This is a genomic window from Bradyrhizobium sp. 23AC, assembly GCF_054863025.1.
The window spans coordinates 1-321 of sequence record NZ_JAVAYN010000095.1 but is presented as its reverse complement, the minus strand read 5'-3'; the positions used below and the strand labels follow the sequence as shown (position 1 = coordinate 321).

Here is a 321-nt window from a genome sequence, read left to right as displayed (position 1 = left end):
GCGATCCCACCACGCATAACCGCGCAACGGTATCCGGTACGGCGGAAGCGGGGAGCTCGATCAAGCTCTATGAGGGCTCGACCCTGCTTGGCACCGCGACCGTTGCGAGTGACGGCGACTGGAGCGTGACGACCCCGAATCTCAAGCACGGGTCACACACCTTCACCGCGACGGCAACCGATGCCGCCGGCAACACCAGCGCCTTGTCGCAGCCGATCGATCCGCCGATTGGTCATGGCGGCAGCAAGGACGCTGCGACCGTCGAAGTCACCAATGTGCGCCAGCACTGGGATCACACGGCAACGATCAAGGGCACGGCCG

The 321-nt window shown here is 65.1% G+C and carries 1 protein-coding gene; it reads left to right on the top strand.

All coding sequences use genetic code 11. The features are described 5' to 3' along the window. Window positions 1-321 (top strand): Ig-like domain-containing protein (locus RAD10_RS41610; protein ID WP_461622001.1); only part of this gene is annotated, 321 nt, incomplete at both ends.